At 67.4% G+C, this 26,343-nt stretch carries 20 protein-coding genes; 16 read left to right on the top strand and 4 right to left on the bottom strand.

Features of this window, described 5'->3' with window-relative positions:
• Positions 1-1,021: 1,021 nt before the first annotated feature.
• Both rimO and A9K58_RS15445 read left to right on the top strand, forming a co-directional pair.
• Positions 1,022-2,383, top strand: a complete 1,362-nt coding sequence (rimO, locus tag A9K58_RS15450; RefSeq protein WP_065200189.1) for a 30S ribosomal protein S12 methylthiotransferase RimO — start codon at positions 1,022-1,024, stop codon at positions 2,381-2,383.
• Positions 2,380-3,204, top strand: a complete 825-nt coding sequence (locus A9K58_RS15445) for a DUF3025 domain-containing protein (protein WP_065200188.1) — start codon at positions 2,380-2,382, stop codon at positions 3,202-3,204. The genes rimO and A9K58_RS15445 overlap by 4 nt, the downstream gene beginning before the upstream one ends.
• Before the next feature lie 87 nt (positions 3,205-3,291).
• On the opposite strand, the gene greB is transcribed toward A9K58_RS15445, so the two are convergent.
• Together greB and A9K58_RS15435 are read right to left on the bottom strand one after the other, a co-directional pair.
• A complete protein-coding gene (greB, locus tag A9K58_RS15440) occupies positions 3,292-3,798 on the bottom strand; it encodes a transcription elongation factor GreB (protein ID WP_065200187.1) in 507 nt (168 codons plus the stop codon).
• 87 nt (positions 3,799-3,885) lie between these two features.
• Positions 3,886-5,391, bottom strand: coding sequence for a helicase HerA-like domain-containing protein (locus A9K58_RS15435; RefSeq protein ID WP_065200186.1), 1,506 nt, complete (start codon positions 5,389-5,391; stop codon positions 3,886-3,888).
• A 122-nt stretch (positions 5,392-5,513) separates the two neighbouring features.
• Between A9K58_RS15435 and A9K58_RS15430 the strand changes: the two genes are divergently transcribed.
• Together A9K58_RS15430 and A9K58_RS15425 are read left to right on the top strand one after the other, a co-directional pair.
• Entirely contained in the window at positions 5,514-7,115 is a 1,602-nt protein-coding gene (locus A9K58_RS15430; RefSeq protein WP_065200185.1) for a transglycosylase SLT domain-containing protein, read from the top strand.
• A gap of 21 nt (positions 7,116-7,136) precedes the next feature.
• Positions 7,137-7,484: a ribonuclease E inhibitor RraB gene (locus A9K58_RS15425; protein WP_065200184.1), complete on the top strand. Its 348-nt coding sequence runs from the start codon at positions 7,137-7,139 to the stop codon at positions 7,482-7,484.
• Positions 7,485-7,561: 77 nt separating this feature from the next.
• On the opposite strand, the gene asd is transcribed toward A9K58_RS15425, so the two are convergent.
• Positions 7,562-8,404 carry an archaetidylserine decarboxylase gene (gene asd, locus A9K58_RS15420; protein ID WP_065200183.1) on the bottom strand — a complete coding sequence of 281 codons (843 nt, stop codon included), beginning with the start codon at positions 8,402-8,404 and terminating at the stop codon, positions 7,562-7,564.
• The gene (locus tag A9K58_RS15415; RefSeq protein ID WP_065200182.1) at positions 8,401-9,051 is read right to left on the bottom strand and encodes an SCO family protein; all 651 of its coding nucleotides are present in this window, start codon (positions 9,049-9,051) and stop codon (positions 8,401-8,403) included. The genes asd and A9K58_RS15415 overlap by 4 nt, the downstream gene beginning before the upstream one ends.
• Positions 9,052-9,173: 122 nt before the next feature.
• Here A9K58_RS15415 and prmB point away from each other — a divergent pair, with 122 nt between their 5' ends.
• The 12 genes from prmB to A9K58_RS15355 all read left to right on the top strand — a co-directional run bounded on the left by prmB (position 9,174) and on the right by A9K58_RS15355 (position 26,327).
• Positions 9,174-10,103 (top strand): 50S ribosomal protein L3 N(5)-glutamine methyltransferase, encoded by a 930-nt coding sequence (gene prmB / locus A9K58_RS15410; RefSeq protein WP_065200181.1) that lies wholly within the window; start codon positions 9,174-9,176, stop codon positions 10,101-10,103.
• Positions 10,100-11,203, top strand: a complete 1,104-nt coding sequence (gene aroC, locus A9K58_RS15405; protein ID WP_065200180.1) for a chorismate synthase — start codon at positions 10,100-10,102, stop codon at positions 11,201-11,203. The genes prmB and aroC overlap by 4 nt, the downstream gene beginning before the upstream one ends.
• Positions 11,196-12,233, top strand: a complete 1,038-nt coding sequence (locus A9K58_RS15400) for a 2-hydroxyacid dehydrogenase (RefSeq protein ID WP_065200179.1) — start codon at positions 11,196-11,198, stop codon at positions 12,231-12,233. Before aroC ends, A9K58_RS15400 begins: the two co-directional genes overlap by 8 nt.
• A gap of 93 nt (positions 12,234-12,326) precedes the next feature.
• Positions 12,327-13,355: an aspartate-semialdehyde dehydrogenase gene (locus A9K58_RS15395; RefSeq protein ID WP_065200178.1), complete on the top strand. Its 1,029-nt coding sequence runs from the start codon at positions 12,327-12,329 to the stop codon at positions 13,353-13,355.
• A 131-nt stretch (positions 13,356-13,486) separates the two neighbouring features.
• Positions 13,487-15,445 (top strand): motility hub landmark protein FimV, encoded by a 1,959-nt coding sequence (locus A9K58_RS15390; protein ID WP_065200177.1) that lies wholly within the window; start codon positions 13,487-13,489, stop codon positions 15,443-15,445.
• Between the two features lie 26 nt (positions 15,446-15,471).
• The gene (locus A9K58_RS15385) at positions 15,472-15,834 is read left to right on the top strand and encodes a VOC family protein (RefSeq protein ID WP_065200176.1); all 363 of its coding nucleotides are present in this window, start codon (positions 15,472-15,474) and stop codon (positions 15,832-15,834) included.
• Between the two features lie 32 nt (positions 15,835-15,866).
• Positions 15,867-16,637, top strand: coding sequence for a tRNA pseudouridine(38-40) synthase TruA (gene truA, locus A9K58_RS15380; protein ID WP_065200175.1), 771 nt, complete (start codon positions 15,867-15,869; stop codon positions 16,635-16,637).
• Positions 16,634-17,290, top strand: a complete 657-nt coding sequence (locus A9K58_RS15375) for a phosphoribosylanthranilate isomerase (RefSeq protein ID WP_065200174.1) — start codon at positions 16,634-16,636, stop codon at positions 17,288-17,290. The genes truA and A9K58_RS15375 overlap by 4 nt, the downstream gene beginning before the upstream one ends.
• Positions 17,291-17,458: 168 nt before the next feature.
• Positions 17,459-18,133, top strand: coding sequence for a hypothetical protein (locus A9K58_RS15370; RefSeq protein WP_065200173.1), 675 nt, complete (start codon positions 17,459-17,461; stop codon positions 18,131-18,133).
• On the top strand, positions 18,130-20,148 hold the full coding sequence (locus A9K58_RS15365) for a hypothetical protein (protein WP_065200172.1): 2,019 nt from the start codon (positions 18,130-18,132) through the stop codon (positions 20,146-20,148). The genes A9K58_RS15370 and A9K58_RS15365 overlap by 4 nt, the downstream gene beginning before the upstream one ends.
• Positions 20,149-20,232: 84 nt before the next feature.
• Positions 20,233-25,623 (top strand): DNA repair ATPase, encoded by a 5,391-nt coding sequence (locus A9K58_RS15360; RefSeq protein ID WP_065200171.1) that lies wholly within the window; start codon positions 20,233-20,235, stop codon positions 25,621-25,623.
• Positions 25,620-26,327: a cell division protein FtsY gene (locus A9K58_RS15355; protein ID WP_065200170.1), complete on the top strand. Its 708-nt coding sequence runs from the start codon at positions 25,620-25,622 to the stop codon at positions 26,325-26,327. The genes A9K58_RS15360 and A9K58_RS15355 overlap by 4 nt, the downstream gene beginning before the upstream one ends.
• Positions 26,328-26,343: the final 16 nt, after the last annotated feature.

Here is a 26,343-nt window from a genome sequence, read left to right as displayed (position 1 = left end):
GGAAGGCCTGTGCTTCGTTACCTCTTGGTGATCATCCTTTCCTAAAGGAGAAGCTCGCGGATCCATGCAGAATCGAGCTGCGTGGGCGCCATGAATCTGCCCTCTCGAGTTGATGCGGACCGCAGATGGAGCATAGGTGCAGGGTTGGCGCGCAGGAGTAGGAGAATTCCTACATGAGCGCCGGTATGCGCCGATTTTAGATCTGCGTCCATGAAATATCGCTTGCAGCGAGTTGTGGTTAGCTTTGACGCGGACAATCACGGGGCTGGTGGCTGGTTTGAAGCCGCTCCGACCTCGGCCCCTGGGCCTCCTGACCCTGCGCCAACCACGGGCGGGGTCGTGGCGGTGCAAAATGTGGGTAGCGAGGCATTAGGTCCGCTTGCCCGACAATGCCGCCAAGATATGGGGGGCTGGGAGGAGCTGCGCGAACGGCTTGTCCCGGCTTGATGCTAAGCCGTCGCTTGCCTTGATAAAGTCGTGGCTCCTACTTATGCAGGAAGCTCTTCGGACAGGCCTAACACTTCTTCCGCATGGTGCCGTTCACCTGCTTGGTCCGCCGGGCTACCGCCGTTGGTCAACTGTAGACCTTCCTCGGCTAATGATGCGCATGATCCTGACCGCCCCGTGGCCATCCCGGAACTTGCGGATGGCGAGCATCGCCGCTTAGGCACGCTCGGGCACGAGCTGGAACGTTTTGTTCTGCGGGTCCAGTTGGGTCCAGCTTGAACCCTTGCCGTTCCAGATGACGCCGCACGAGGTCCCGTCCTGCCACCCCCTGCATTGGCGGTGGATGGCGGCGCGCACGCGCTTGCTCTTCGTGTCCGATTCCTCGTACGCCCGGATCATCACCAGCAGGCTGTAGACCCGGGCTAGCGTGGTGTCAGTGGCTGTGCGTGATCAGGCGGCTGCCCGTTCAGAGCGCGGCCGCCAACCCCGGTATACTGGCGCCCTTTCAGGCCCCCGGCCCCCAGGACCCCTGCCACGCCGGCAGGGGCCCAGGCCCCCAGAGTCCCGCGATTCCATGTCCCAGCTGAACCCCAAAGTCGGCTTCGTCAGCCTTGGCTGCCCGAAGGCCCTTGTCGACTCCGAGCGCATCCTCACCCAGCTCCGCTCGGAAGGCTACGACATCGTCCCGTCCTACGATTCGGCCGATGTGGTAGTGGTCAATACCTGTGGCTTCATCGATTCGGCGGTGACCGAATCGCTGGACGCGATCGGCGAGGCAATGAACCAGAACGGCAAGGTCATCGTCACCGGCTGCCTGGGCAAGCGCCCGGAGCAGATCCGCGAGGCGTACCCCAACGTACTGGCCGTGTCAGGCCCGCAGGACTACCAGAGCGTGATGGAAGCGGTGCACGAAGCGCTGCCGCCCAAGCACGATCCATTCGTCGACCTGGTGCCCGACTACGGTATCAAGCTGACCCCGCGCCATTACGCCTACCTGAAGATCTCAGAAGGCTGCAACCACACGTGCAGCTTCTGCATCATTCCGTCGATGCGCGGCAAGCTGGTGTCGCGCCCGGTCGATGAAGTGCTGCGCGAAGCCGAGCGCCTGGTGCGGGGGGGCGTGCGCGAGCTGCTGGTGGTTTCGCAGGACACCTCGGCCTACGGCGTGGACGTGAAGTACGCCGAGAGGATGTGGCGGGACAAGGCTTACCAGACCCGCCTGAAGGCGCTGTGCGAAGGCCTGTCCGAGCTGGACGCGTGGGTGCGCATGCACTACGTCTACCCGTACCCGCACGTGGACGAGGTGGTGCCGCTGATGGCGGAGAACCGTATCCTGCCGTACCTGGACATCCCGTTCCAGCACGCCAGCCCGCGCATCCTGCGCCTGATGAAGCGCCCCGGCGCGGTCGAGAAGACCCTGGAGCGCGTGCAGAACTGGCGCCGCATCGCGCCGGACATCACCGTGCGCTCGACCTTCATCGTCGGCTTCCCCGGCGAGACCGAAGCCGAGTTCGAAGAGCTGCTGTCGTTCCTCGACGAGGCGCAGCTGGACCGTGTGGGCGCATTCGCCTACTCGCCGGTCGAGGGGGCCACGGCCAACGATCTGCCCGGAGCTGTGCCTGAAGAAGTGAAGCAGGAACGCCTGGCCCGCTTCATGGAGCGGCAGGCGCAGATTTCCGCATCGCGCCTGGAGGCCAAGATCGGCACCGTGCAGCAATGCCTGGTCGACGCCATCGAAGGCGACATCGCGGTGGCCCGCTCCCGGGCCGATGCGCCGGAGATCGATGGCCTGGTGCACATCCAGAATGCCGACCAGGTGCCGCTGCGCGTGGGCGAGTTCGTCGACGTGGAAATCACCGAGAGCGACGAGCACGACCTGTACGGCGACGCGTTGCCGGCGGCTGCCCGCCCGGCATTCGACCTCAGGGTGCTGTGACGGAAGGAGCGGCCGCCCCCGGTCACGGAGGCGGCTCCCGGCGTTTCGTGCCACCGCCGCGTGCGGCGGTCGATGCGCGAGTGTTCGAGCATCCGCTGTTTGCGCAGCTGCAGGGCTACCGTGATCTGCTGGCCGGACCCGATTGGCCGTCCATTGCGGATCTGGATGCGCGGCTGGCGCTGCCCGGCAGACGCCTGGTCGAACAGGATGCCACGTTGCTGGCGGACGGCCTGCACTACGAAGCCCGAATCGCGCAGGGCCGCATCGCCACCCGCGCCGACAGCTGGCACGACCTGTTCAATGCACTGGTGTGGGCCTGCCATCCGGACCTCAAGCGGGCGCTCAACATGCAGCAATGCCTGCACATCAAGACGATGCCGCCTGGCCAGCGCAACCGCGCGCAGGCCGCGTTGACCCAGTTCGACGAGAGTGGGGTGATCGTGCGCGTGCGCAACGGCACGTTGCTGCGCGCGTGGGACAGGCATGACTGGCCTGCACTGTTCGAGCCGGCACACTGGCACAGCGGTGACATCGCCATCGCGGCGGTGTTCGGGCATGCGCTGATGGAGCAGGCACTGTTGCCGGGGCGATTGCTGGTCGGCAAATGCGTGGTGGTGCAGGGTGATGCCGATGATGCCTGTGTCGACGCGGTGACCGCGGCCATTGCCGAGGGCAGGGCCGTGACCGATCCGTTGCAGCTGCGGCCCCTGCCATTGGCCGGCATTCCCGGCTGGCACGCCGTGCAGCATTGCGCCTTCTATCGCAATGCCGACTATTTCCGCCCGCTGCGCGCAGGGCGCACGTACCCGCCACCGTTGTAGAGCCGAGCCCATGCTCGGCTGCGTGGCGCATCAGCCGAGCATGGGCTCGGCTCCACATGGACAGCGAGGCCGAGCATCGGCTCGACGCTACGACGGCTCGTATTCCACCCCGATCACCGCAAAGGTGAACTGCCCGCCGGGCAGCTCCACCGAGAACTCGTCATCCAGGCGCCTTTTCAGCAGTGCACGCGCCAGTGGCGAATCGATGCTGATCCAGCCCAGGCCAGCATCGGTCTCATCCGGCCCCACAATGCGGTAGCGGCTGGTGTCGCCGCTGTCCACGTTTTCCAGTTCCACCCACGCACCGAAGAACACCGCAAGCGGATCGGCCGGCGTGGTATCGACCACGCGCAGCGATTCCAGGCGCTTGGTCAGGTAGCGCACGCGGCGGTCGATCTCGCCCAGCTGCTTCTTGCGGTAGGTGTACTCGGCGTTCTCCGAGCGGTCGCCTTCAGCGGCGGCCGCGGCCAGTGCCTTCACCACCTCGGGGCGTCGCACGCGCCACAGCTCATCCAGCTCGGCCTTCAGCCGTGCGTGCCCGGAAGCGGTGATCAGGGCAGTGCTCTTTTCTGCGGGGGGGCGCCAACGGGACATGCAATACGACTTCTTTTCGGATGACGAATGGGGAGCGGGGTCAGGGCCATTTCCAGCGGAAACGGCCCTGAACTCAACAGTGGCGGCTCAGCGCTTGCCGCCGAAGATGCCACCCAGAATCCCGCGCACGATCTGGTTGCCCAGCTTGGTACCGACCGTGCGCGTGGTCTGCTTGGCCATGGTCTCGATCATGCCCTGGCGGCGCTTGGTGCCGAAGATCGCATCCTTGATCGCCTGGCCGAAGCCGCCCTCCCGCGCGTCGTCCTGTTCGCGGCTGCGCGCGGCCGGTGCCTGCGCCTGTTCGACGGCTTTCTGCGCGCGCTGGGCCAGCAGTTCGGCGGCCGATTCGCGGTTGATCGCGGTGTCATAGCGGCTGCCGACCGGGCTGCCGGCACGCACCTGCGCGCGTTCGGCGTCGGTGATCGGCCCCATCCGGCAGCGCGGCGGCGCGATCATCGTCTGCTGTACCGGCATCGGCACGCCCTTGTCCTGCAGCGTGGAGACCAGCGCCTCGCCGGTGCCGAGCTGGCTCAACACCTTGGCCACGTCCAGCTTCGGGTTCGGCACGAAGGTTTCGGCAGCCGTCTTCACCGCCTTCTGGTCGCGCGGCGTGAACGCGCGCAATGCATGCTGCACGCGGTTGCCGAGCTGGCCGAGGATGTTGCCCGGCACGTCATCGGGGAACTGCGAGCAGAAGTACACGCCCACGCCCTTGGAGCGGATCAGGCGCACCACCTGCTCGATGCGCTGCACCAGCGACGGCGGAGCGTCGTCGAACAGCAGGTGTGCCTCGTCGAAGATGAAGACCAGCTTCGGCTTGTCGAGGTCGCCCACTTCTGGCAGCTGCTCGAACAGTTCCGACAGCAGCCACAGCAGGAAGGTGGAATACAGCTTGGGCTTGAGCACCAGCTGGTCGGCGGCGAGGATGCCGATCATGCCGCGGCCGTCGTGATTGACCCGCATGATGTCGGCCAGCTCCAGCGCGGGTTCGCCGAAGAAATTCTCGCCACCATCCTGCGCCAGGCGCAGCACCGCGCGCTGGATCGCGGCGATCGACTGCGCGCTGACCAGGCCGTACTCGGTGGAGATGTCCTTGCGTTCCTCGGCGACGAGGCCGAGCAGGGCACGCAGGTCATCCATGTCCAGCAGCAGCAGGCCACGGTCGTCGGCCAGCTTGAACACGATGTCGAGCACGCCGGCCTGGGTATCGTTCAGTTCGAGGATCCGCGACAGCAGGGTCGGGCCCATTTCACTGACGGTGGTGCGCACCGGATGGCCGAGCTTGCCGTACAGGTCCCAGAAAATGGCTGGACTGGCGGCCGGTGCATAGTCGGCCACGCCGATCTCGGCCGCGCGCTTGAGCAGGTTTTCGGCGCCGGTGCCGGGCACTGCCAGGCCGGAAACATCGCCCTTCACATCAGCAAGGAAGACCGGCACGCCCAGCCGCGAGAAGCCCTCGGCGAGGGTCATCAGGGTCACGGTCTTGCCGGTGCCGGTGGCGCCGGCCACCAGGCCGTGGCGGTTGCCGAGTTTCGGCAGCAGGGTGACAGCTACGTCGTCGGTGATGCCTTTGCCGAGCAGAATCGGATCCATGGTCCAGCCCTTGTGGTGAATAGCCCAATGTTAACCGCCGGCAGCGACGGCCCGAAGGTCGGCTTGCCCCGACCTCGGCGGCGCCGCTACTCTGCCAGCCTGTTTCGTACACAGTGCCATCAATGCCCGTTCCTGTCCTGATTTCCCGCGGTTGGCCGCTGCTGGCCCTGGCCGGCCTGGTTTCCCTGGCGCCTGACGCCCACGCGCAGCGGGTCTCGGCCCGGGACAAGGCGAAGGTGGATGCGCTCCAGCAGCGCATGACCGCCGCCGAGAAGCGCTACGGCGATGCCCTGCTGCTGGTCGCCAATGCCGACCCCAAGGGCAGCAACGAAGCCGACGCGGCTCTGGAGGACATGGAAGATGTCCTCAACGACTGCGTCAAGCAGAAAGGCTGCCAGATGGGTACCCTGCTGGCCAGCTACAAGCGGCTGCTCAAGCACGACGCCGATGCGGCCGCCAGTGATGACGTGGCCGACGAGAGTGGCGACCGCCTGGAAGCAGACCCCGACCATGTCGGCCCGCTGACCGCGGACGTGCCCGAAGCCGCCCGCGCCGCCGCCCTGCTGAACGACAAGCGCCATGCCTTCGACAGCATGGTCGAATACAACCCGGCGGTGCAGGCCGGCATCCGCCGCTGGCTGACCGACATGCGCCCGGCGCTGCTGACCAGCTACGAGAATTACCAGAACCTGCGCGCGGTGATGTGGCCGGAATGGGAAAAGCGCGGCCTGCCCGAAGCGCTGCTGTTCGGCATCATGGCCAAGGAATCCAATGGCCGCGTGCATGCGTCCTCGCGCGCCGGTGCCGCCGGCCTGATGCAGTTCATGCCAGCCACCGGCCGCCGCTTCGGCCTGGGCCCGGACGGCACCGGCTTCGATACCCGCTTCGATGCGCGCAGTGCGGCCGAGGCCAGTGCCAGCTACCTCAACGAGCGCCTGCGCGAGTTGAACAACAACGTGGAAATGTCGGTGGCCGCCTACAACGGTGGCGAAGGCCGTGCCGCGCGGGTGTTCAGGCAGAGTGGGGGGCAGAGTTTCTGGACCGACAGCGTCTACAACCAGTTCCCCGGTGAAACCAAGGACTATGTTCCGATGGTGATCGCCGCTGCCTGGATCTTCCTGCACCCGCAGCAGTACGGCGTCGAGTTCCCGAAGATCAGCGCGCAACCGGCGACGCTGCGCCTGGCCAAGTCCACCACCATCTATGAACTGACCATTTGCCTGGGCAGCCACGGTACGCGCGACGGCTACATGCGTGCGCTGCGCAATCTGAATCCGCGCTATGAGGCCGACGGCTGGATTCCGGCCGGTACGCTGATCAACGCCACCACCCGCATCGCCGGCCTGTACCAGCGCAACTGCGTCAGTGGCCCGCGCGCCGACCTGGCCCGCACGCTGATTACCGCTGATCTGAATGCCGCCATCGTGCGCCCGGCCGCAACCAGCTACACCGGCAGCGTGGCCGTGGGCGGTGTGGTGCCGGTGGCCGATGCTGCTGCCTCCAGCAGCGTACCGGCCACGCCGGTGGCTCCGGTGGCTGCGCCGCGCGCGGCACGGCCGAAGCCGGCGCGCAGCCACAAGGTGGCCAGGGGGGAGACCCTGGGTGCCATTGCCGCGAGGTTCCAGTGCGACGTTCCGACCCTGGCCCGTGCCAACGGCCTGAAGGCCCCGGCCTACACCCTGCGCCACGGCCAGACGCTGAAGCTGCAGGGCTGCGACAAGTAACTCTCACGACCTGGAATCTGCATGGACCTTGAAGCCACCCGCAACCTGTTCGCCAACCTCCGCGAGAACACCGACTGGGATGTCAATGCCCCGTTGCTGTGGGGGTACTTCTTCGTGCACTCCACCGGCGAGCCGCTGCAGGCGCTGGCGGCGCACCTGCAACAGCACGGTTACAGCTTCGTGGAGTTGTTCGAACAGGAACCGGAAGAAGGTGAGGCGCCGTTCCATGTGCTGCATGTGGAACGCGTGGAAATCCACGACGAAGCCTCGCTGGATCGCCGCAACCAGGAATTGGCGGCGCTGGCCGCGGAGTGGGGCGTGGAAGACTACGACGGCATGGACGTCGGCCCGGCCCCGGTCCTGCAGTAACAACAGAAAAAGGGGACGGAGGGGATTAAGTCGTTTATGCATAAACGACTTAATCCCCTCCGTCCCCTTTTTTTTTCTCAGCGCAGTTTTGCCAGGGCCTGGCCCAGCTGCACCGGATGCTCGGCATCCAGATGCGGTGCGAACTCGGCCACGCCCGGCGGCAGCAGCACGATCACGGTCGAGCCGTAGTTGAAGCGCGCCATCTCGGCGAAGCGCTCCAGCCGGATGCCGCGGCCGCGATAGTCCTTGCGGGTGATGCGGTCACCGTAGTGCGGGATTTCCTCGCCGCTCCAGACTGTTTCCACGCCGGACACCAGCAGCGCTCCCACCATCACACTGACCATCGGGCCGAAGCTGGTGTCGAAGTGGCAGACCAGGCGCTCATTGCGCGCGAACAGGCGTGGCACGCCGTTGACCGCCGCCGGGCCAACGCTGAACAGGCGCCCTGGCACGTGCACGGTCTCGCGCAGGGTGCCGGTCCACGGCATGTGCACGCGATGGTAATCGCGCGGTGACAGGTACACGGTGGCGTACAGGCCGTCGTTGTATGGCTTGGCGTCCTCGGGACTGCCCAGCAGTTCGGCGGCGGTGAACGACTGGCCCTTGGCCTGGAAGATGCGGCCGGCCTCGATTCTGCCGAGTTGGCTGATGCGGCCGTCGGCGGGCATCACCAGCGTACGCGGATCGGCGTCGGCCACGCGCGCGCCCGGCTTCAGCGCACGGGTGAAGAACTGGTTGAAGGTCGCGTAGCTGCGCGGGTCCGGGTTGGCTGCTTCGTCCAGGTTGACGTTGAACTTGCGGGTGACCGTGTCGATCAGCCAGCGCGATACGCGCGGATCGTCCGAGTACGCCAGCGAACGCGCCATCGAGGACAGCAGGCGGTGGGGCAGGGCGTACGTCAGGGCGGTGGTGAGGCTCATGGGGCGGTTTTCTCGGTCAGCTTCTGCAGGTCGCGGGCAATGGCCGGCGCGTTGAACGGGGGGCGCACCAGGCCGGCAAGGCGGCCCTGCGGGTCGAGCACGGCCAGGCTGGCCGAATGCTCGACGGTGTAGTCCTCGGGATTCTCGTCGAAGTGCTTGCCCGGCACCTTCTGGAACACGAAGCCCAGCGAGGTGGCGAAGCGCTCCAGCGAGGGAACGTCGGCGGTGGCGGCCAGGGTGTCCTTGTGGAAACCGTGCACGTACTCGCCGAGGCGGGTGGCGCTGTCACGGTCCGGGTCGACCGAGATGAACAGCACGCGCGGGCGCAGGCTGTCGGGCAGGGTTTCCCACTGGTTCTGCGCGCCGGCCAGCTCGGCCAGGGTGGTCGGGCAGACGTCGGGGCAGAAGGTGAAGCCCAGGAATACCAGGGTCCAGTGGCCCTTCAGCTCACCCGGGATCAGGCGGGTGCCATCGGACTGGGCCAGGTTGAAGTCGGGCAGTTCGCGCGGCTGCGGGTACAGCGTGACCGCTTCGGTGGCCGGAGCATTGGCCGGTGGCTTCGGCGCGAACACCTGCTGGGCGGCCAGCAGGCCCAGGCCCGCGGCCAGGGCGATCAGCAGGATGATGCCGACGTTGCGATTGAACATGGGAGCCCCCGCGGGAAGTGGGCCCCATCATACCGGCTGTGGCCTGATCGTTTCCGCCGCAACGGATGCCGCGACGGGCGCCAGCCCCTATAATCGGGGGCCACTTTGCCCGCAGTACCGCCATGACCGCCGAAACGGCCGCCGAACTCCACACGATCATCGATCTGATCCGCTACGGCACCAGCCGTTTCAACGAAGCCGGGCTGACCTTCGGACACAGCTATGACAACGCGCTGGACGAGGCCACCCAGCTGGTGCTGCACAGCCTGCACCTGCCGCACGATCTGGGTCCGGCCTATGGCCAGGCGCGCCTGCTGCAGGCCGAGAAGCTGCGCGTGCTGGAACTGTTCCAGCGCCGCATCGACGAGCGCATCCCGGCCGCCTACCTTACCGGTGAGGCGTGGTTTGCCGGCCTGAGCTTCAAGAGCGACAAGCGCGCGCTGGTGCCGCGCTCGCCGATCGCCGAGCTGATCGAGTGCGGCTTCGAGCCGTGGCTGGCCGGCCGCGACGTGCACCGGGCCCTGGACCTGTGCACCGGTTCGGGTTGCATCGCCATTGCCATGGGCCATTACTTCCCGAACTGGGAGGTGGACGGCGTCGACCTCAGCGATGACGCCCTGGCGCTGGCCGAAGAGAACAAGGAGCGCCTGCAGGCGCACAACGTCACCCTGATCAGGTCGGACCTGTTCAGTGGCCTGACCGGCCGCCACTACGACCTGATCGTCACCAATCCGCCGTATGTCACCAACGACGAGACTGATGCCCTGCCGCAGGAATATTCCTACGAGCCGGAAATGGGCCTGCGTGCCGGTGATGATGGCCTGGACCTGGTGTTGAAGATCCTGCGCGACGCCCCGCTGCACCTGAGCGAAGACGGTCTGTTGATCTGTGAAGTGGGTGAGTCCGAGCAGCACCTGGTCAAGCTGCTGCCGGAGGTCGACTTCGCCTGGATTGAATTCAAGGTGGGCCAGATGGGCATCTTCGCGGTCGAATGCCGCGAGCTGATCGCCCACAGCGCCCGCATCACCGAACTGGCGGCGCAGCGCCCGTGAGCTCCAATTCGTTCGGCAGGCTGTTCACCGTCACCACGTTCGGCGAGTCGCACGGGCCGGCCATCGGCTGCGTGATCGATGGCTGCCCGCCGGGGCTGGCGCTGGACGCTGCCGAGTTCGCCCACGACCTGCAGCGCCGTGCCACCGGCAAGAGCCGGCACACCTCGGCGCGCCGCGAGGCGGACGAGGTCGAGATCCTGTCCGGCGTGTACGAGGGCCTGACCACCGGTACCCCGATCGCGCTGCTGATCCGCAACACCGACCACCGCAGCAAGGACTACGCCAACATCGGCCAGCAGTTCCGCCCGGGCCATGCCGACTACAGCTACTGGCACAAGTACGGCATCCGCGATCCGCGCGGTGGCGGCCGTTCCTCGGCGCGCGAGACCACCATGCGCGTGGCCGCCGGCGTGGTCGCCAAGAAGTGGCTGGCCGAACGCTTCGGCGTCACCGTGCGGGGCTACCTGTCGCAGCTGGGCGACATCACCCCGGCCGGTTTCGACTGGTCGGTGGTGGAAGACAACCCGTTCTTCTGGCCGCACGCCGCGCAGGTACCGGAACTGGAGGCGTACATGGATGCGCTGCGCAAGTCCGGCGATTCGGTCGGTGCGCGGGTGGACGTGGTGGCCGACAACGTGCCACCGGGTTGGGGCGAGCCGATCTACGGCAAGCTCGACGGCGAGGTCGCGGCCGCGTTGATGAGCATCAATGCGGTGAAGGGGGTGGAGATCGGCGATGGTTTCGCCAGTGCGGCGCAGAAGGGTACCGAACACCGTGACCTGCTGACCCCGCAGGGGTTTGCCAGCAACCATGCCGGCGGCATCCTCGGTGGTATTTCCACCGGCCAGCCGGTGGTCGCGTCGATTGCCCTGAAGCCGACTTCCAGCCTGCGCCTGCCGGGCCCGTCGCTGGATACCGCCGGCAACGTGGTCGAGGTGGTCACCACCGGTCGCCATGATCCCTGCGTCGGCATCCGTGCCACGCCGATCGCCGAGGCGATGGTGGCGCTGGTGCTGATGGACCAGGCGCTGCGCCACCGCGCGCAGTGCGGCGATGTCGGCACGATCACCCCGCGCATTCCCGGGCAGATCGATGGCTGACGCGCGGCCGACCGTGTGGGTGAGCCAGCCGCTGATCGACGCGGCCATCGCGCCGCTGCGTGATCGCGTGCAGCTGCGCACCACCGACACCGTCACCGCCTGGTCGCCGAACCAGATCGCCGCACAGCTGGCCCGCGCCGACGGCGCGATCATCACCCTCAACGAGCGCATCGGCGCAGCCCAGGTGGCCGATGCCACGCAGCTGCAGGTGATCGCCAATGTCGGGGTCGGCTACAACAACCTGGACGTCGATGCGCTCAGCGCGGCCGGCATCCTGGCCAGCAATACGCCGGACGTCCTGACCGAAACCACCGCGGATCTCGGTTTCGCCCTGCTGATGGCGGCCGCGCGCCGGATCACCGAGTCCGAGCGCTGGCTGCGCGATGGCCAGTGGCAGCAGTGGTCGTTCCAGACCATGCTCGGTGCCGATATCCACGGCAGCACGCTGGGCATCCTCGGCATGGGCCGCATCGGCCAGGGCATCGCCCGCCGCGGTGCGCACGGGTTCGGCATGAAGGTGCTGTACCACAACCGTTCGCAGCTGCCGGCCGCGACCGAAGCCGAACTGGGCGCCACCTATGTGGACCTGGATTCGCTGCTGGCACAGTCCGACCACCTGCTGCTGGTGCTGCCATACACCCCGGCCTCGCATCACCTGATCGATGCCGCCGCGCTGGCGAAGATGAAGCCGTCGGCTACGCTGGTGAACATTGCCCGTGGTGGCCTGGTCGACGAAATCGCACTGGCCGACGCGCTGGCCAACGGCCGCCTGGCTGCCGCCGGCCTGGATGTGTACGAGGGTGAGCCGGAGGTGCGCCCGGAGCTGCTGGCACTGCGCAACGTGGTGCTCACGCCGCATATCGGCAGCGCCTCGCTGGCCACGCGCGCGGCGATGGTACAGCTGGCCGTGGATAACCTGCTTGCCGGGCTCGGCCTGGACGGCGGCCCGTTGCACATGCCGAGCGCGATCAACGCTGACGCGGCGATGGCTGCGCGCGTGACGCTGGGCAAAAAAACCGGGAAACGATAGGGAACCTCCGCGCGCCCCTGCCTGAGGAGGTTCCCCGAACCCAGCTGTCGTGCGTGATTTTCCCCATTCCCCGTTTTCGTGAGAGTTTTCCCCATGAGCAATGCACAGCGCAGTTTCCACGTTGCCGTCGTCGGCGCCACCGGTGCCGTCGGCGAGACCATGTTGTCGATCCTGGCCGAGCGTGATTTTCCAGTCGGTACCCTGAGCGTCCTGGCGTCGGAGCGTTCGGCCGGCGGCGAGATCGAATTCAACGGCCAGAAGGTCACGGTCCAGGACCTGGCCACCTTCGATCCGAGCGGCGTCGACATCGCGCTGTTCTCGGCCGGCGGCAGCGTGTCCAAGGAATACGCGCCGAAGTTCGCCGCCGCCGGTGCGGTGGTGATCGACAACTCCTCGGCCTTCCGTTACGACGATGACGTGCCGCTGGTGGTATCCGAGGTCAACCCGGAACAGGTCGCCAACCGCCCGCGCGGCATCATCGCCAACCCGAACTGCTCGACCATGCAGATGCTGGTGGCACTGGCACCGCTGCATCGCAAGTACGGCATCGAGCGCATCAATGTGTCCACCTACCAGTCGGTGTCCGGCGGTGGCCGCTCGGCGATGGAGGAGCTGGGCAAGCAGACCGGCCAGCTGCTCAGCTTCCAGGAGATCGATCCGCAGCGTTTCCCGGTGCAGATCGCCTTCAACCTGATCCCGCACATCGACGACTTCCAGGACAACGGCTTCACCAAGGAAGAGATGAAGCTGATCTGGGAGACCCGCAAGATCCTCGGCGACGACAGCATCCTGGTGAACCCGACCGCGGTGCGCGTACCGGTGTTCTATGGGCACTCCGAGTCCGTGGCGATCGAGACCCGCGACAAGGTCACCGTGGCCGAAGCGCGTGCGCTGCTGGAGCAGTCGCCGGGCGTCGAAGTGGTTGATCGCCACGAGGCCGGCGGCTACCCGACGCCGGTCACGCACGCTTCGGGCACCGACGCGGTATACGTTGGCCGCATCCGCGAGGATCTGTCGCACCCGCGTGGCCTGAACCTGTGGATCGTGTCGGACAACGTGCGCAAGGGTGCCGCGCTGAACGCCGTTCAGCTGGCCGAGCTGGTCGCTGCCGAGCGGGGTTGATCACAGCGGCCGGGCAATGCCCAGCCTCTTCTGTAGAGCCGAGCCCACGCTCGGCTCAGGCAATGCAGCCGAGCATGGGCTCGGCTCTACATGGGTGCGGACCCCGGTCCGCACGCTTTATAGTGTCGCCCATGAATAAACGGGCCAAGGGCGCAAAGCGCCCGCTCACCTATCTTTCCGCTGCGTTGCTGGCCCTGGCCAGCAGTTCGGCGTTCGCCCTGGGGTTGGGCGACATCCGTGTCCTGTCCAAGCCGGGCCAGCCCTTGCTGGCCGAGATCCCGGTCGTCTCGGCTGACCCGTCCGAGCTGGAGAACCTGCGCGTGGCGCTGGCCTCACCGGTCACCTTCGAGCGGGTCGGCCTGCAGCGGCCAACCGGGCTGGTCAGCGAGCTGCAGTTCGAGCTGACCCGCAACGCGCAGGGCAGGGCGGTGGTCAGGGTGACCTCGCAGGCGCCGGTCGAGACCCCGTCGCTGAGCTTCCTGATCGAAGCCGACTGGGGCCAGGGCAGGTTGGTGCGCGAGTACTCGGCGCTGGTTGATGCACCGTCCAGTGCGCTGGCGGTGGCCGAGCCGGAGATCGTTGCGCCGGCGGGCACTCTATCCAACACCATCACCCGCGAAGCGCCGCCGGTAGTGCCTGCGACAGCGGATACGGTCAACCCGCCAACGCCAACGCCAACGCCAACGCCAACAGCCACACCTGCACCTGTGCCGGCACCGCCTCACGCCGTCGCCTCGGCGCCCGCCAAGCCATCGGCCGACGGCAGCGTCACCGTGCAGCGCGGCCAGACCCTGTCGCAGATCGCCGTTGCCGTGGCGCGTGGCCATCAGGTCAGCCGCGACCGTGCGATGATCGCCCTGCTGCGCGCCAACCCGGAAGCCTTCATTCGTGGCAACGTCAACCTGCTCAGGCAGGGGGCGGTGCTGCGCATGCCAGGCAACGAAGCGCTTGCTGCGGTCGACGCCGCCGAGGCCGCTGCGCTGGTGCGTGAACATGCCGCGCAATGGCGGCAGGCGCGTGCCGTGCCGCAACCGACGGGTACGGTGGCGCCGGTCGCGAGGGCGGCAACCGCGGATGCTGCGCCGCCGGCTGCGGCCAGCGGGGCACGACTTGAGATCGCCCCGGCGCTGGCGTCCGACGCCGCACGTGCGGGCACAACCACCGGCACTGCTGCCGGCAGCGAGGGTGACATGCTGGGCAACGAACAACTGCGGCAGGCACGTGAAGACATCGCCACCCGTGATGCCGAGATCGGCGAACTGAAGCAGCGCGTGGCCGAACTGGAAAAGCTGAAGGAACAGCAGCAGTCGCTGATCGCGATGAAGGACAACGACCTGGCCGCTGCGCAGCAGCGCCTGGCGCAGGCCCCGGGCGCCCGCGATGCGGCAACGCCGTGGTACTGGCTGGGCCTGCCGGTGCTGTTGCTGGCGGCTGCGGCGGCCTGGCTGCTGCGTAGGCGCAAGCCGTCGCCGTTGCCGCCGCTACGCGAAGAAGATGATGCGGCCGGCCTGGCTGCGGCCGTGCCCGCCGGGGCCGCGCTGGATACCCTGGCCGAACAGTCTTCATGGTCGTCGTCGGCGCCTGCGGGTGAGCGCCAGGAACCGGCGATGCCGGCGTGGGCGACTGAACACGAGGAGCAGGCGGGGGGGGCGGCACACGCCGAATGGCAGTCCCAGGTGCTGCGCGAGGATGAGGCACTTGCGTTGCCCAGGGCAGTGACGGATCTGCCGCGCCGGGAAGAGCCGGTCGCTGCGCGCGACGGAAACGTAGCCATTGCGCCGCAGCCCGATGAAGCCACGACAGCGGAGCCTGCGGCTGAAGTGGCGGTGCCGGACTATGCGCTGCGCGCTGAACAGCAACCCCAGTTCCGCGGTGTATTTGACCCGCCGGCCGAAGCGCATGACGCCGGGAGCGTGACCGGGGATTCGGGCTGGCCATCGCAGGCGGGGCATGAGCGCCTGGAGCTGGCGATCGCCTACCTCGACCTGGGCGACGCCCAGACCGCGCGCACCCTGCTGCAGGAAGTGGCCGAAGGCGGCGACCTGCACAGCCAGGCGCAGGCCCGCGAACTGTTGGCCCGCCTGCCGTGACCCACCCCGTCGACCAGGACGTTGCCATGAGCCGCGAGCGCCGCATCGATTACGTCGAATTCGCCTCCAGCGACCCGGCGGCCAGCCGTGCCTTCTTCGAAAAGGTATTTGGCTGGTCGTTCGTCGACTATGGCAGCGACTACACCGCCTTCGACGACGGCCGCCTGCAGGGCGGTTTCTTCCGCAGCCCGCCTCAGCGGGCCAGCGGCGCAGGTGCTCCCCTGCTGGTGCTGTATGCCGACCAGCTGGCACCGGTGGAGGCCGCCGTGCGCGATGCCGGCGGCGAGATCGTGCGGCCGGTGTTTTCCTTCCCCGGGGGCAGCCGCTTCCAGTTCATCGAGCCCGGCGGCAACGAGCTGGCCGTCTGGTCCGAACGCGACCCGGCCTGAGCGCCGCCCCACCCGCAACATCGAGGTAGCACATGCGTTACGCGCTTGGCGTCGAGTACGACGGCAGCGATTTCCGGGGCTGGCAGAACCTGGGCGAGGGCGGCCCCAGTGTGCAGGCCAGCCTTGAGCAGGCCCTGTCGTCGGTGGCCGACGCGCCGTTGCAGGTGGTCTGTGCCGGGCGCACCGACGCCGGCGTGCACGGGCAATGCCAGGTCGTCCATTTCGATACTGACGTGGCGCGCGACCCGCGCGCCTGGGTGCTGGGCACCACCACCCGCCTGCCGCGTTCGATCGCGGTGCGCTGGTGCGTGCCGGTCGCCGATGATTTCCATGCCCGCTTTTCCGCACGGGCACGCCGTTACCGTTATCGCCTGCTCAACCGCGAGGTGCGGCCGGCACTGGGCCGCCAGACCCTGAGCTGGGAGCGGCGCGCACTGGATGCGGCCCGCATGCACGCCGCTGGCCAGGCCCTGCTTGGCGAGAACGACTTCAGCGCGTTCCGCTCGGTGCAATGCCAGGCGCTGCACGCGCGGCGCGAACTGCAATCGCTGCAGGTCAGCCGCCACGGCGAGGTGATTGAAGTCGCAGTACAGGGCAATGCATTCCTTCATCACATGGTCCGCAATATCGTCGGTTCGTTGATCCTGGTGGGCAGTGGCGAGAAGCCGGTGGAATGGATCGCCGAACTGCTGGCCGGGCGCGACCGCACCGTAGCCGGTCCTACCGCACCGCCGCAGGGCCTGGTGTTCCTTGGGCCCCTGTACCCCGACAACTGGCATCTGCCCGCCGAGGTCACGCTATGAGCCGCTCCTACTACCGTACGCGCATCAAGTTCTGTGGAATGACCCGCGCCGGCGATGTCCGCCTGGCCGGTGAGCTGGGCGTGGACGCGGTGGGTTTCATTTTTGCCCGCGAAAGCAGTCGCCGCGTAGCGCCGGCCGAGGCGCGGGCGATGCGCCAGGCGATCGCGCCGATGGTCGACGTGGTGGCGCTGTTCCGCAACAACAGCAAGGAAGAGGTGCGCGAGGTGCTGCGCACGGTCCGGCCGACCCTGCTGCAGTTCCACGGCGAGGAAGACGAAAGCTTCTGCCGCAGCTTCAACATGCCCTATCTGAAGGCGATCGCGATGGGCGGGCGTGATGAGGTCAATGCCCGTACCCTGCAGCTGCGCTATCCCAGTGCCGCCGGCTTCCTGTTCGACAGCCATGCGCCGGGCGGCGGTGGCGGTACCGGCGTGGCCTTCGACTGGGGCCGGATCCCCACCGGCCTGCATCGGCCATTCCTGCTGGCCGGCGGCCTGAACCCGGAAAACGTCCATGACGCGGTGCTGGCCACCCTGCCGTGGGGCGTGGATGTTTCCAGCGGCATCGAACTGGAGCCCGGCATCAAGGACGGCTACAGGATGCGCACGTTCGTCGAGGAAGTGCGCCGGGCGGATTGCGCGGTTCTCGAGTGATTGGAGTCACTATTTGCCGTGATTTGGACCTGGATTTGAGCCTGCACGCATTCTTCACATAGGATGGTCCCAAGCGCGCCTGCCATGAAGGCCGGCGCGGGGATCGGCGGGGCGTGCAGTGCGCGCTTCGAACGGGCGGCCTCCGCCCACAGCCCAGGAAGGCAAGCGATGCAGGAGTTCCTCACCGTCGTATTCGGGTTCCCGACCCTGCCGTACAGCATTCTGCTGATGGTGGCGGTGCTCTATTGGGCGATCGCGGCGTTCGGCCTGGTCGATGACGGTTTCGGCGACCTCGGCGCCGACGGTGTACTCGACGGTGGCGGCGATCTCAGTGGCCTGTCGGCCGTGCTGGCACGCTGGGGCCTGGGCGGCGTTCCGATCATGGTGGTGGTCACGCTGCTGGGCCTGTTCGGCTGGCTCATCACCTATTTCATCCATCTGTTCGTACTGCTGCCGCTGCCGGACGTGCTGCGCTGGGGACTTGACACGCTCGTGGCGGTGCTGGCACTGCTGCCTGCGGTCCCGCTCACCGCCCTGATCCTGCGCCCGGTTCGTCGCTTCCTGCTGCGCCTGCGGCCGGTGCCGCAGGCATCGCTGCTGGGCCGGGTCGGCGTGGTCGCATCGCCGAAGGTCGATGCCCGCAGCGGCTACGCCACTTTCGATGATGGCGGCGCCGGCCTGGTCCTGCAGGTTCGCAGCGACATCGAACTGCAGCGTGGCGAGCGCATCGTACTGGTCGAGCACAGGGCCGAACGACACTGTTACCGGGTGGTCCGCGCTGATGCGGTCGCCCTCGATTTCCAGGACAACCTGCTTCCGGGCAACAAGGAGAAACATCAATGACGTTGGCGTCCCTCTTACCGATCCTGGCCGTCGTCGGCGGCCTGCTCGTACTGCTGCTGGGTGTGGCCGGCCTGTTCAAGGCCTTCTACCGCAAGGTCGACCAGGGTGTGGCCCTGATCGTCAACGACATGAGCTCCACGCCCAAGGTGCACTTCACCGGCGCACTGATCATCCCGGTGCTGTACCGCGCCGAGCTGATGCGGATCAGCCTGATCACCCTGCAGATCGACCGCCGCGGCAAGGAGGGCCTGATCTGCCGTGACAACATGCGTGCCGACATCGCCGTTGCCTTCTACCTGCGGGTCAACGAGACCCAGGCCGACGTGCTGCGCGTGGCCAAGGCCATCGGCGCCGACCGTGCGTCGGACAAGCACGCCGTCGATGAGCTGTTCAACGCCAAGTTCTCCGAGGCACTGAAGACGGTCGGCAAGAAATTCGACTTCACCGAACTGTTCGAGAAACGCCAGGAATTCCGCGACGAGATCATCGCGGTGATCGGCAACGACCTCAACGGCTACGTGCTGGAAGATGTGGCGATCGACTACCTGGAACAAACCCCGAAGGCGCTGCTGGACCAGTTCAACATCCTCGATGCGCAGGGCATCCGCAAGATCACCGAGCTGACCGCCGCGCAGAACGTGGTGACCAACGAGCTTGAGCAGAACGAGAAGCTCGCCATCACCAAGAAGAACGTGGAGGCGCGCGAAGCGCTGCTGGCGTTGGAACGCCAGCAGGCCGAAGCCGAAGCGCGCCAGAAGCGCGAGATCGAGACCATTCGCGCGCGCGAGGAAGCCGAGACCGCCAAGGTGCAGGAAGAGCAGCGCCAACTGGCCGAGAATGCCCGGATCGAAGCGCAGCAGCTGATCGAGATCCGCGACCAGAACCGCCTGCGCGAAGTGGAAGTGGCCGAGCAGAACCGCCAGCGCGCCGTTGCGATCGAGGCCGAGCGGGTGGAACGTGCCCGCCAGCTGGAGCAGGTCACCACCGACCGCGAAGTGCAGCTGCAGGGCGTGGAACGCGACAAGGTTGTCGAGCAGGGCAAGATGGACGTGGCCAACATCACCCGCGAGCGCATCTCCATCGACAAGACCGTGGCGCAGGAAGAAGAACGCATCAAGGAAGTGCGCGAAGTTTCCGAGGCCGACCGCCAGAAGCAGGTGCTGATCCTGGAAGCCGAGGCCAAGGCGCAGGAAGCGCTTGTGCGCGAAGTGAAGGAAGCGCAGGCGCGCGAGACCGCTTCCAAGCATCGCGCGGTGGAACTGACCACGCTGGCCCAGGCCGAGCACGAAGCGGCCGGCAAGCAGGCCGAAGCCAAGCGCCTGCTGGCCGACGCCCTGCGTGCCGAACAGGCTGCGCCGGGCCTGGCCGAAGCACAGGTGCGTGAGGCCTCTGCGCTGGCCATCGAGAAGGTCGGCATCGCCGAGGCGCGCGTGATCGAAGCCAAGGCCGAGGCCAGCCTGAAGCAGGGCAGCAACGAGGCCCGCGTGCTGGCCGAGACCCTGCAGGCACAGGCACAGGGCGAGGAGAAGATGGGCCTGGCCCGTGCCACCGCCACCGAGTCGCTGGGCAACGCAGAAGCCAGCGTGGTGCAGAAGAAGCTGCTGGCCGAGGCCGAAGGCCTGGTGCGCAAGTTCGAAGCCATCGCCTCGCTGAGCGACCAGGCACGCGGCCACGAAGAGTTCCGCATGATGCTGGACAACAGCCTGAAGCAGGCGCTCGCCTCGATCGAGGCCGGCAAGGAAGTCTCGCGCGAGAACGCCAACGTCATTGCCAGCGCGCTGCGCAACGCCGACATCGACCTGGTCGGTGGCGACGGCGGCATGTTCGAGAACCTGGTCAAGGCGGTGTCGCTGGGCAAGTCGATCGAAGGCTTCGCCGGCAAGAGCCCGATCGTGCAGGAGCTGATGCAGCGCTACCTGGGCGTGGCCGTGGCCGAACCGGCACCGCGGCAGATCGCCGAGGACGCCGAAGCGGTGCCGACCGTGTCGGCCACCGTGGTCGACAGCGCCCTTTGATGCATCGGGCGATGGCCGCTGCGGCCATCGCCCGCCCGCGCCGGCCGCACAGCGGCCGTCCGCCCGTGAGCCGGAAGCCTGCTGATGTCTGAAACCCATCCGTCCGCCGAATCCACCGCGCCGGAGGCCGGCGGCAACACCGTCGATCAGGCCGTCGCCCAGGGCGGCGCCTATGAAGTGCTGCGCCGCCGCCTGACCGAACAGGGCCAGCGCCTGCAGGCCTTGGCCGAATCCCTCAATCGCCAACGGCTGGCCGAATTCGGTGACAGCCGGCTGGAAGTGGTCGGGCGCTTCCGCATCCGCAGCGAGAACAACTGCGTTGGCCGCGACATCGTGCAGGTCGGACCGGACCGCCTGCTGTTCGGCTACAACGTGTTCATCGGGCTGAAGACACAGACCCGCATCGAGGATGTGTTCGGCCTGTACCGGCTGGTGCAGGGCAACGACGGCTACGACGTCGCTGCGCTGGACGTGAAGGGCAGCTTCCTCGACCAGCCCGGCTTCGTGCACGACTTCAACGAGCTGTATGCCTACTACAAGCACGCACGCCTGCTGCAGCTGATCGTGGTGGGCGACAAGCTGCTGGCCTCGTTCCAGATCGGCGAGCGCAGCAGCGACGTGCGGGTGTTCCGCTGGGCGCTCTCGCGTGATGGTGAACTGACCTATCTGGATGCGCGCGGTGAGCGCGATATCGCATTGCCGCCACCATTCGACTTCGAATGGACCAAGGCCACCCGCGACATGGCGGTCAATGGCCGCCACTCGCACCTGAACATCCTCGACACCCTGTTCGTGGAGACCACCGGTGGCGATCTCACCATCAAGGTCGAGAACAACACCGAAACCGGTCAGGGCATCTACAGCGAACCGGTCGAAGACAGCACGCAGTCGCTGGACGATGCCCAGTTTGAGTTCGCCCGGGTCGGTTCGCTGGTGCTGCTGAAGGTGCTGCCATACCGCGAGACGGAGTGGCGTGGCCTGATCTACAACACACTGACCGGCGGCATCGTTCGCAATGATGCGATCACGCAGGCCTGCGTGCAGCTGCCCGAAGATCACGGCGTGATATTCCCCGGCGGCTATTACCTGCAGGGCGGCGAGCACAAGGCCTTCGACGCCTCGATGGCCGGCATGCAGTTCAAGCGCAGCATCCGCTCGCCGAACGGCGAGGACGTGCTCTACATCTTCTATGAGCGTGAAGGCGGGCGCTCGGCGCTGTTCGTCTATAACACCATCCAGCGCGTGCTGCAGAACCCGGTGTTCGGCCATGGCTACGCCTTGATGCAGGACGGGCGCATGGTGCTGTTCCATGCCGAAGGCGACGAACCGACGCGCATCCATCCGATGCAGGTCTGGCAGACCCCGTTCAGCAGTGACGAATTCGCCGCGAGCCGACCGCCCGGCAATACTTTCATGGGCCGCATCGGCAATGCCGAACTGGTGCGCGGTATCTCCAACCTGTTCAACCTGGCGCGCGAGATCGACGGCCAGGACGTATCGGCACAGCGCTACCAGCGCCTGGTGGCCGATACCCGACGCCTGTTCGACGCGCACCACTGGCTGGGCGACGAGGCCTGCGATGGCGCCGAGGTGCTGCTGCGGCAGATCAGCGCCACCGGCGAATCGGTGCTGGACGAATACGAGAAGGTGCAGTCGATCCGCCAGCAGTCGGCGCAGGCGATGGTCGAGGCAGAGGCCGCGTACAAGGTGCTGCTGGGCCGCCTGCAACCGCAGAACTGGAGCGAGGTGCAGGCCTTCGTCGAGGCCCTTAATGCGATCGCCGCACTGCGTGGGCGGCTGCTGGCCATCCGCGAGCTGCGCTACATCGACACCGCGCGCATCGAGGCGATGACAACCGAACTGGTCGAGGCGCAGGACCGTGTCGGCGCCGCTACGGGTGACTTCCTCGCCGGCGAAGCCGCGCTGGCGCCGTTGACCACGCGCCTGCAGGCGCTGGACGAGGCCGCGCAACAGGCACAGACAGCCCGCCAGCTGGACCAGCAGTTGGAGGGGCTGCGTGGCATGGCGGCCGACCTGGACATGCTGTCCGAGCTGATGGCCGGCCTGAAGGTGGACGATGCCACCGCCCGCACCCGCGTGGTCGAGTCGATCTCGGTGCTGTACGGTCGCCTCAACCAGGCCCGCGCACGCGCGGACCAGCGCCGCCGGTCACTCGGTTCGGCCGAGGCCGTGGCGCAGTTCGCCGCGCAGTTCGCGCTGTTCTCGCAATCGATCACCAGCGCGCTGGCGCTGGCCACCGACCCGGAGCGCGCCGACGAGCAGCTGTCGCGCCTGCTGGTGCAGCTGGAAGAGCTGGAGAGCCAGTTCGGCGAACACGAGCAGTTCCTCGGCGACATCCTGAGCAAGCGCGAAGAGCTGGTCGAAGCCTTCGAGACGCACAAGCAGGCCTTGCTGGATGACCGCCAGCGCAAGGCGCGTTCGGTGCTGGATGCGGCCAATCGCATCCTCGACGGCCTGGCCAAGCGCACCGAGCGTTTCGCCGCTGCCGATGAGCTCAACGCATTCTTCGCCGGCGATCCGCTGATCCTCAAGCTGCGTGAGCTGGCCGAGCGCCTGCGCACGCTGCACGACAACGTCAAGGCCGACGACATCGAAGCGCGGCTCAAGGGCGTGCGTGACCAGGCGGTGCGCCAGCTGCGCGACCGCAGCGATCTTTATGAAGCCGGCGGCAACGTGGTGCGGCTGGGCCCGCGCCATCGCTTCAGCGTCAACACCCAGGTACTGGACCTGACCCTGCTGCCGCGTGGCGATACGCTGGCCATCCATCTGACCGGCACCGACTTCCTGGAGACCCTGCACGATCCCGAGCTGGATGCGCTGAAGCCGTTCTGGCCGGTTACCCTCGACTCGGAATCGCCCACGCTGTATCGCGGCGAGTATCTGGCCGGCAGCCTGCTGATGGCCGCGCAGGAAGGCCGCGACGGCCTCGACCTGGCCACGCTGCAGCATGAGGCCGCCAATCCCGAAGCACTGGATCAGCGCGTGCGCGCGTTCGCCGCGCCGCGCTACCGCGAAGGCTATGAGCGCGGCATCCATGACCATGATGCCGCGCTGATCCTGCGTGCGCTGTTGCCCTTGCAGCAGGCGGCCGGCAGCCTGCGCCATGCACCACGGGTACGTGCGCTGGCACTGCTGTTCTGGGCCACCGAGCAGCGGCGCGAGGCGGTCGCGCAATGGCCGGCGCGGCAGGTGGGCGCCGAGGCGCTGGCACGCCTGCTGGGGTCCGAGGAAGGGCGGCTGGCGTTGCGCGCGGAAATGGCCGAGGCGCTGCTGGCGTATGCACAGGCCCACGCGTTGCCTTTCGACGCCGATGCCGCGCAAGCAGCGGCCGCCTATCTGGGCGAAGAACTGGCGGCGGGTGATCCGGTGTTCAGCAGCAGCCGCCATGCGGTGGCACTGCTGGAAGCGTTGGCGCAGCAGCTGGAACGGGCCGGGCAGCGCGACGGTGTCGAACGCGCCTTGCAGCGCAGCCAGGATCCGCTGGCCACGCGCTGGGCGCTGGCCGGCCAGTGGCTGCGTGCGCTGGCGCGGATGCCTGCGCATGCCGCGCATGCCGGTTATGTCGACGAAGCCGCGGCGTTGTTGCTGGTGCAGCGGCAGCTGCGCAGCCGCGCAAGCGACGCCGCGCTGCAGTCGCAGGTCAGCGGACTGCTTGGCGAACACGCGCGCATCAGCAACGGCACGCTGGTGGTGTCGCTGGATGATTTCCTGGCACGCCTGCAGCAGCACCTGCGCCATTTCGTGCCGGCGTTCCATGCCTACCAGGCGCTGCGCCAGGGCATCATCGGCCGCGAGCGCGAGGCCCTGCGGCTTTCAGAGTTCAAGGCGCGGCCGCTGACTTCGTTCGTGCGCAACAAGCTGATCAACGATGTCTACCTCGGCGTGATCGGTGACAACCTGGCCAAGCAGATGGGCACGGTCGGCGAGAACAAGCGCAGCGACCTGATGGGCCTGCTGATGATGATTTCGCCCCCGGGCTACGGCAAGACCACGCTGATGGAATACGTGGCGCACCGCCTGGGCCTGGTCTTCATGAAGATCAATGGTCCGGCGCTGGGGCACGAGGTGCGGTCGCTGGACCCGGCCCAGGCACCGGACGCGACCTCGCGGCAGGAGCTGGAGAAGCTCAACCTGGCACTGGAAATGGGCAACAACACCATGCTGTATGTCGACGACATCCAGCACACCCATCCCGAGTTCCTGCAGAAGTTCATTTCGCTATGCGATGGCACCCGCCGTATCGAGGGCGTGTGGCGCGGCCGTACCCGCACCTACGACATGCGCGGCAAGAAGTTCTGCGTGGTGATGGCCGGGAACCCGTATACCGAGTCCGGCGAGGTGTTCAAGATTCCGGACATGCTGGCCAACCGTGCGGACATCTACAACCTCGGTGATGTACTCGGTGGCATGGAGGCAGCCTTCACCCTGAGCTACATCGAAAACAGCCTGACCTCCAACCCGGTGCTGGCGCCCCTGGCCACGCGGGACATGGCCGACCTGTACGTGCTGGTCGAGCGTGCGATGGGCAAGGAGGTCTCGACCAACGGCCTCAGTCACGCCTACAGCAGCGCGGAGATCAATGAGATCACCGCCACCCTGCAGCGCATGCTGCGCGTGCGCGACGTGGTCTACCGCGTCAACCAGCAGTACATCGCCAGTGCCGCACAGGACGACCGCTACCGCACCGAGCCGCCGTTCCGCCTGCAGGGCAGCTACCGCAACATGAACAAGTTGGCCGAGAAGATCTCGCCGGTGATGAACGAGGACGAGCTGCAGCAGCTGATCTCCGATCACTATCTCGGCGAGGCACAGCTGCTGACCACCGGCGCCGAAGAGAACCTGTTGAAGCTGGCCGAACTGCGCGGCGTACTGGACGACACGCAGGCGCAGCGCTGGGCACAGATCAAGCGTGATTTCCTTCGCAACAAGGCCATGGGTGCCGACGACAGCGATGTCGGCGGGCGCGTGGTCGCGCAGCTGGCCGATATCGCCACCGCCCTGCAGTTGCCGCCGCCGGCGCCGGAAGCGGCCGTCGTGGCCGACCCGGCGCCATGGCCGGCGTTGCTGGAGGCGCTGCATCGCCTTTCTGAAGCACGTCCCGCCACCGCCGCACCGGTCCCCGTCCAGGCAGCCCCCAGTGCGCCGGCCACAGTCCTGGCCGAAGACCTGCAGGCGGGACTGGCACCGCTGGTGGAACTGCTGGCGGCATCGCAGGCGCAGCAGGTGCAGGTGTCGCAGACCCTGGCTGCATTCGCCGGCTGGGCGCGGCGGCAGGTCGAGCGCGGCGCGCCGGGCGCTGTGGTGGCGCAGCATGCGCGTGTGCGCCGCGCCGCGACGCCGGAGGAGCGGGCGCTGGATGAGGCGCTGATGCGCCACTTCTATGGTGAGTCATTGCCGCCGGAAGACGGTGACGGCATCCCGGCGTCCACGCCGAATCCGCCGCCGCTGCCGTGACCACGCAGGCGCCACTGCCGCCGCCGATGTTGCCGGGCACGGCCGATGTTGCTGTGCTGGCCGACTATGGCGCGCCGTTGCTGCAGGCGCTGACACGGCGCGAAACGTCGTTGCCGGCGGGTGCAGGCGAAGGCCTGGTGGCCGCACTGGCCCGCATCGCCCAGGCCCTGCAGGCGGGCAACCCGGCGCGGCTCCGGCAGCAGCAGAGCTGGTGGGGCCGACTGCTGGGGCGCGATGTGGCTCTCGAGGCGGAAGGGTGTGCGCTGCGGTCGCAGCTGGGCGTGCTGGCGCTGCAGGCGCGCGAGCAGGCCCAGCACCTGCAGCAGCACATGCAGCTGCGGGCCGCGGCCATCGTCGATCATTCAGAGGCGGCCACGGCACTGGAGGCCTGGGCCGAACTGGCTGCGTCGCGGCTGGCGTCGCTGGACAGCGCCGGCCAGAACGCGCTGTCGCAGCGACTGGATCATCTTCGCCGGCTGGCCACGCTGCGCCGTCTCGAGGCCGGCCAATGGCAGCTGTTGCAGGACCAGGACAGCGTGCTGCTGCAGCGCTTCGCGCGCATCCATGATGTCCTGCTGCCGGCCTGGCGGCAGGCTGCACTGGCGGACCAGACAGTCATCGCGGCTGCGTTGGCCGGCAAGGCCGCCACGTTGCACGCACAGATCGATGACGAGGTGGCAGCGGCTCAGGCTAGACTGCCTTGAGCCGGCCGCCGCTGCC

The sequence above is a fragment of the Stenotrophomonas maltophilia genome (genome assembly GCF_001676385.1).
Classification (GTDB): domain Bacteria; phylum Pseudomonadota; class Gammaproteobacteria; order Xanthomonadales; family Xanthomonadaceae; genus Stenotrophomonas; species Stenotrophomonas maltophilia_J.
This window is presented reverse-complemented; position numbering and strand designations above follow the sequence as displayed.

Coding starts and splice junctions, on each gene's coding strand:
- A9K58_RS15430 (WP_065200185.1), top strand. CDS start 5,514: ATGCCCGTTCCTGTCCTGATTTCCCGCGGTTGGCCGCTGCTGGCCCTG.
- truA (WP_065200175.1), top strand. CDS start 15,867: ATGCGTTACGCGCTTGGCGTCGAGTACGACGGCAGCGATTTCCGGGGC.
- A9K58_RS15415 (WP_065200182.1), bottom strand. CDS start 9,051: ATGTTCAATCGCAACGTCGGCATCATCCTGCTGATCGCCCTGGCCGCG.
- A9K58_RS15390 (WP_065200177.1), top strand. CDS start 13,487: ATGAATAAACGGGCCAAGGGCGCAAAGCGCCCGCTCACCTATCTTTCC.
- A9K58_RS15370 (WP_065200173.1), top strand. CDS start 17,459: ATGCAGGAGTTCCTCACCGTCGTATTCGGGTTCCCGACCCTGCCGTAC.
- A9K58_RS15365 (WP_065200172.1), top strand. CDS start 18,130: ATGACGTTGGCGTCCCTCTTACCGATCCTGGCCGTCGTCGGCGGCCTG.
- A9K58_RS15375 (WP_065200174.1), top strand. CDS start 16,634: ATGAGCCGCTCCTACTACCGTACGCGCATCAAGTTCTGTGGAATGACC.
- asd (WP_065200183.1), bottom strand. CDS start 8,404: ATGAGCCTCACCACCGCCCTGACGTACGCCCTGCCCCACCGCCTGCTG.
- A9K58_RS15385 (WP_065200176.1), top strand. CDS start 15,472: ATGAGCCGCGAGCGCCGCATCGATTACGTCGAATTCGCCTCCAGCGAC.
- A9K58_RS15400 (WP_065200179.1), top strand. CDS start 11,196: ATGGCTGACGCGCGGCCGACCGTGTGGGTGAGCCAGCCGCTGATCGAC.
- A9K58_RS15435 (WP_065200186.1), bottom strand. CDS start 5,391: ATGGATCCGATTCTGCTCGGCAAAGGCATCACCGACGACGTAGCTGTC.
- rimO (WP_065200189.1), top strand. CDS start 1,022: ATGTCCCAGCTGAACCCCAAAGTCGGCTTCGTCAGCCTTGGCTGCCCG.
- A9K58_RS15360 (WP_065200171.1), top strand. CDS start 20,233: ATGTCTGAAACCCATCCGTCCGCCGAATCCACCGCGCCGGAGGCCGGC.
- greB (WP_065200187.1), bottom strand. CDS start 3,798: ATGTCCCGTTGGCGCCCCCCCGCAGAAAAGAGCACTGCCCTGATCACC.
- prmB (WP_065200181.1), top strand. CDS start 9,174: ATGACCGCCGAAACGGCCGCCGAACTCCACACGATCATCGATCTGATC.
- A9K58_RS15425 (WP_065200184.1), top strand. CDS start 7,137: ATGGACCTTGAAGCCACCCGCAACCTGTTCGCCAACCTCCGCGAGAAC.
- A9K58_RS15395 (WP_065200178.1), top strand. CDS start 12,327: ATGAGCAATGCACAGCGCAGTTTCCACGTTGCCGTCGTCGGCGCCACC.